Origin of the sequence: Streptomyces recifensis (genome assembly GCF_002154615.1) — a bacterium.
Taxonomy (GTDB): Bacteria; Actinomycetota; Actinomycetes; order Streptomycetales; family Streptomycetaceae; genus Streptomyces; species Streptomyces griseoluteus.
In genome coordinates, this window is sequence record NZ_MUNH01000198.1 from 1 (window position 1) to 4,815 (window position 4,815).

A 4,815-nucleotide genomic window follows, 5' to 3' on the forward strand; every position below is an offset into this window, starting at 1 on the left:
GGTTCGCCGGGTCGATGCCGATGGCCGGGGCGACCTGCTCCAGCTCCCGCAGCAGGGCGTGGGCCGAGCCCAGGGGGCCGCCGCCGGCGAGGAGTTCGTCGTTGGAGAGGGGCTGCGGGAAGTCCAGGGGGACGTACGCGCCGGCGTGGTCGTAGTGCCAGACCAGGTGGGACTGCTGGGCGGTCGACTCGAACATCTCGAGCAACTGCTCGTAGTCGCCGCCCAGTTCCCCCACGGGGGTGACGGGGAGGCCGCAGAGCTGGAGCAGGTGCGCGCGGCGCAGGAAGTGCAGTGCGTCGTAGTCGAATCCCGCGACGGGGGCGACCTCGCCGTTCAGGCCCGGCATGTACTGGTAGACCGGGACCGGGGGGAGCCCGGCGGCGGCCAACGCGCTGTTGTACACCGCGAGTTCCTCGGCGAACGGGTTGTCCGGCGTGTGGCACAGCACATCCACGAGCGGCACCAGCCACAGGTCACAGGCCAAGAAGGACTCCTCGCATCGTCCGGTGCGGGGGGTCTCCTCGCACGCGGGTGGACCAGGCAGCGTAGTCCGTACGGTGGGCCATAGGAAAGCCCTATGGCCCCTGCTGCTATTGGGTCTTTGATTCCTCTTCTTTTCCGGGCCTACCGTGAAACGACTCGACGGCAAGTCCGCCGTGAATTGAGTGGGAGAGGAACGCTGAAATGGCCATCACGGGCAATGGAACGGGAACACCGGAACTCAAGGGAAAGCGGGCCCTGGTCACCGGGGGTACGCGGGGCATCGGGGCGGGCATCGTGGCCCGGCTCCTGGAGTCCGGCGCGGAGGTGCTGACCACCGCCCGCTCTGAGCCGGAGACGATGCCGGAGGGGGTGCGCTTCGTCGCCGCCGACGTGCGGAGCCGGGAAGGGGCGGAGGAGCTCGCGGCCGCCGCCGTCGACGTGCTCGGCGGGGTGGACGTCCTGGTCCACAACGCGGGCGGGGCGAGCCCGTACGAGTCCGCCACCGACATCCCGGACGAGGTGTGGCTGGACGCGCTGAACCTGAACCTGCTGGCCTCGGTACGGCTGGACTCGCTGCTGGCACCGGCGATGCGGGAGCGGGGGTCCGGGGCGATCGTGCACGTGTCCTCCGCCGCCGTGCCCGTCGCCTTCCCCCCGTTCCTGCACTACACGGTCGCGAAGGCGGGGCTGGAGAACTACAGCAAGGGCCTGGCCGCCGAGCTGGCCCCGGCCGGGGTGCGGGTCAACACGGTCACTCCGGGGCGGGTCACCACTCCGGGCGGCGAGAAGGTGCGGGAGGAGTGGGCTCGCCTGGACCCGACGCAGGCCGGGCCCGACTCCCTCGTGCCGCTCGGGCGGGACGGGCTGCCCGACGACATCGCGCGGGCGGTGCTGTTCCTGGTCTCAGACCAGGCGAGCTGGGTGACGGGAAGCAATTTGGTGGTCGACGGCGGGGAATTCCGCCGGGGGTGAGCGATATTCCGGCCGCGAATTCTTTCAGGAGCCGGTCCATTTCTCCTTGCGGAGAAATTCCAGCAGGGCCGTCTCCGCCGGGCCGGCCGGGTTCCGGACGACCGCGATGACGGGCTGGGCCACGGCGGGGGAGACCGGCCGGGCCAGGTGCTGGTGGCCCGGAGGGACCGCCGAGGCGGGGACGAGGGTGGCGCCGAGGCCCTGGGCGGCCCAGCGGACGGCGGTCGCGGTCTGGGAGACCCGGGCGACGGTGCCGGGGTCCGGGTCGGTCTCCCGAAGCGCCTCCACGAGGACGCCGTCGAGCGCGCTGTCCCGGTCGAACCGGACCCAGGGCTCGCCCTTGAGGTCGCGCAACTCGATGCGTGATTGCGTGAGTTGCGGGTGACCGGTGGGGAGCACCACGACGAACTCCTCCTCGCCGAGGCGGTGCGCTTCCGCGGGGGTCCGGTCGCACTTCGCCATCAGGGCGAGGTCCAGCACGCCCCGGCGGCACAGCCGGTCCAGCTCGGCGGAGCTGGGCTCCTCGGAGAGGGTGATCTCCAGCCGGGGGTAGCGGCGGCGCAGCGCGCCGAGCGCCTCGGGGAGCTGGCGCGTGCCGAAGCCCATCTGCACGGCGACGGTCAGCTCGCCGACCAGCTCGGCCGCCCCGGCCCGCGCGGTCGCCGTCGCCCGCCGCGCCGCGTTCACCGCGGCCTGCGCCTCCCGCAGAAACGCCCGCCCGACCACGGTGGGCGTCAGCCCGGTGGGCGTCCGGGCGAACAACTCCACCCCGAGATCCCGCTCCAGCCCCCTGATCTGCTGCGACATCGACGGCTGCGCCACCCGCAACCGCTCGGCCGCCGCCGTGACGGACCCCTCCTCGGCAACAGCCAGGGCGTACTCGAACTGCCGCAGACTCATACGCGTCCCGTCCCTCCGTGGGATCAGCCCCCGGTGAGTTCCTCGACCATCTTCAGGGCGTGGGCGTTGGCCGCGGCGACGATCGCTCGGGCGGCCTCGGGGTCGTGGGCCGACAGGGCGTCGACCAGGTCTATGTGACCGGCCCACAGGCGGCCGCGGACCTCGGGGAGGCGGCGGAGGTGCTGGACCGCGCAGACCCAGGAGCGGACGCGGAGGCGGTGCAGGAACTCCGCGAGGTAGGGGTTGCCGAACAGCACGCTCAGCTCGCGCCAGAAGCGGAGGTCGTAGCCGATGAGGACGGTGAGGTCGCCGGCCGCGTTCGCCCGCTGGGCCTCCTCGCCGCGTCGCCGTACGGTCGCGAGCGCGGCCGCGGTGTCGGGGTTCTTCGGGTCCGCGAAGGCGGGGTGGCCCTGGGCGAGGACGCGGAACATGCTCTCGGTGACCAGTGAGCGGGCCTCGATCATGCCCCGGTAGTCGGCGAGGGAGTACTCGGGGACGCGGAAGCCCCGATGGTGGTCGGCCTCCAGCAGGGCCTGCGCCGACAGGTCGACCAGCGCCTCCCGTACCGGCGTCGCGGAGACCCCGTACAGGTCCGCTATCTCCTTCACGGTGAACGCCCGCCCCGGCAGCAGCCGCCCGGCCAGCACCTCGTCGCGCAGCGCGTCGGCGATCTGCTGCCGCAAGGTACTGCGCGTCACAGCGCCGTAGCCGGGCATCGTCCCGGAGTCTCCTCACACGAATGGGGCCGCACTCGTACGTCCGTGCCTATTCCCACAACCCCTTACGAGCACGTCACCTTACGCGTTCACCCCTGCCGGGCATCAGCCCCGGTGCCCTTTATGTGTGAGGGGATGCTGTGTGGGTCGCTTTGGGCGAGGCCGTCGATCATGAGGCGCACCGTGAAGTCGAAGCGGTCGTGCGGGGTGCCCGCGGTCAGTTCGGCCGCGTGGTGGGTGGTGAGGGGGAAGGCCGCCGCCGGGAGGGTGGTGAGGCGGTGGAGGAGGATCGCGAGCATGCCCTCGCTGACGCGGAGGGCTTCCAGGTCGGTGGGGGCCCTGGCCAGGCTGGGCGGGTTGAAGTGGCCTGAGGAGCCGGTCCGGCGGAGGCGCGGGCGCGCTCCGCCGGACTCGCCGGGTCAGCCGGACGTGGTGTATTCGTCCGCCGTGGCCAGCGCGGCGTCCAGGGCCGCCAGGCCCTCCTTCAGCTCCGGTTCGGTGATGTTGCAGGGCGGCACCACGTGGGTGCGGTTCATGTTGACGAAGGGCCAGAGGCCGTTCTTCTTTGCGGTGGCGGCGAAGGCGGCCATGGGGGCGTTGGCCTCGCCCGCCGCGTTGTAGGGGACCAGGGGCTCGCGGGTCTCGCGGTCCTTGACCAGTTCCAGGGCCCAGAACATGCCCGTACCGCGGACCTCGCCCACGCTGGGGTGGCGTTCGGCGAGGGTGGCGAGGGCGGGGGCGAGGACCGTCTCGCCGAGGTGCCTGGCGTTCTCCACGATGCCCTCGCGGGCCATGACGTTGATCGTGGCGACGGCCGCCCCGCAGGCCAGGGGGTGGCCGGAGTACGTCAGACCACCGGGGTAGGGACGCTTGGCGAAGGTCTCCGCGATGGCGCCGGAGATGGCGACGCCGCCCAGGGGCACGTACCCCGAGTTCACGCCCTTGGCGAAGGTCATCAGGTCGGGGACGACCCCCGAGAGGTCCGCCGCGAACCACTCACCGGTCCGCCCGAACCCGGCCATCACCTCGTCCAGGACGAAGACGATGCCGTGGCGGTCGCAGATCTCGCGGACCCCGGCGAGATAGCCCGGAGGCGGGACCATGATCCCGGCCGTACCGGGGATCGTCTCCAGGATCACCGCCGCGATCGTGCCGGGCCCCTCGAAGGCGATCGTCGTCTCCAGGTGCTCCAGCGCGCGGGCGCACTCCTGCTCCTCCGTCTCCGCGTAGAAACGGGACCGGTACAGGAAGGGCGCCCAGAAGTGCACCACGCCCGCGCTGCCGTTGTCCGACGGCCAGCGACGCGGGTCGCCCGTGAGGTTCACCGCCTGCTGGGTGCCGCCGTGGTACGACCGGTAGGCCGACAGCACCTTGGGGCGGCCGGTGTGCAGGCGGGCCATGCGGGTCGCGTGCTCGACCGCGTCCGCGCCGGCGTTGGTGAAGAAGATCTTGTCCAGGTCGCCCGGCGTACGCTCCGCGATCAGCCGTGCCGCCTCCGACCGGGCCTCCACGGCGAAGGCCGGCGCGAACGTCGTCATCCTCGCCGCCTGCTCCTGGATCGCGGCGACGACCTCCGGATGCTGGTAGCCGATGTTCGTGAACACCAGGCCGCTGGTGAAGTCCAGGTACCGCTTGCCGTCGTAGTCCCAGAAGTACGAGCCCTCCGCGCCCGCGACGGCCAGCGGGTCGATCAGGTCCTGCGCGGACCAGGAGTGGAACACGTGCGCCCGGTCGGCGGCCTTCA

Annotated in this window: 6 protein-coding genes; 1 reads left to right on the plus strand and 5 read right to left on the minus strand. The window is 72.0% G+C overall.

From position 1 onward, the window contains the following. Nucleotides 1–484, minus strand: a 484-nt coding sequence (locus CCN33_RS11960) for a hypothetical protein (RefSeq protein WP_086693617.1), incomplete at its 3' end; no start/stop codon positions are given. Nucleotides 485–684: 200 nt separating this feature from the next. Between CCN33_RS11960 and CCN33_RS11965 the strand changes: the two genes are divergently transcribed. Beyond that, complete coding sequence (locus CCN33_RS11965) at nucleotides 685–1,455, plus strand: oxidoreductase (RefSeq protein ID WP_086693618.1); 771 nt, start codon at nucleotides 685–687, stop codon at nucleotides 1,453–1,455. A gap of 24 nt (nucleotides 1,456–1,479) precedes the next feature. Here the strand turns inward: CCN33_RS11965 and CCN33_RS11970 are convergent, their stop codons facing one another. From CCN33_RS11970 to CCN33_RS11985, 4 genes are all read right to left on the minus strand, one after another. Beyond that, nucleotides 1,480–2,355, minus strand: a complete 876-nt coding sequence (locus tag CCN33_RS11970; RefSeq protein ID WP_086693619.1) for a LysR family transcriptional regulator — start codon at nucleotides 2,353–2,355, stop codon at nucleotides 1,480–1,482. 23 nt (nucleotides 2,356–2,378) lie between these two features. After that, entirely contained in the window at nucleotides 2,379–3,071 is a 693-nt protein-coding gene (locus CCN33_RS11975; protein ID WP_086693620.1) for a GntR family transcriptional regulator, read from the minus strand. Nucleotides 3,072–3,160: 89 nt separating this feature from the next. Further along, nucleotides 3,161–3,370, minus strand: a complete 210-nt coding sequence (locus CCN33_RS11980) for a hypothetical protein (protein ID WP_341866571.1) — start codon at nucleotides 3,368–3,370, stop codon at nucleotides 3,161–3,163. A gap of 120 nt (nucleotides 3,371–3,490) precedes the next feature. Continuing rightward, a partial coding sequence (locus tag CCN33_RS11985) for an aspartate aminotransferase family protein (RefSeq protein ID WP_086693621.1) occupies nucleotides 3,491–4,815 on the minus strand: 1,325 nt, incomplete at its 5' end.

What these genes read in the sequence shown, in the direction of transcription:
- CCN33_RS11980 (WP_341866571.1), bottom strand. Translation starts at nt 3,370, where the DNA reads ATGCTCGCGATCCTCCTCCACCGCCTCACCACCCTCCCGGCGGCGGCC.
- CCN33_RS11970 (WP_086693619.1), bottom strand. Translation starts at nt 2,355, where the DNA reads ATGAGTCTGCGGCAGTTCGAGTACGCCCTGGCTGTTGCCGAGGAGGGG.
- CCN33_RS11965 (WP_086693618.1), top strand. Translation starts at nt 685, where the DNA reads ATGGCCATCACGGGCAATGGAACGGGAACACCGGAACTCAAGGGAAAG.
- CCN33_RS11975 (WP_086693620.1), bottom strand. Translation starts at nt 3,071, where the DNA reads ATGCCCGGCTACGGCGCTGTGACGCGCAGTACCTTGCGGCAGCAGATC.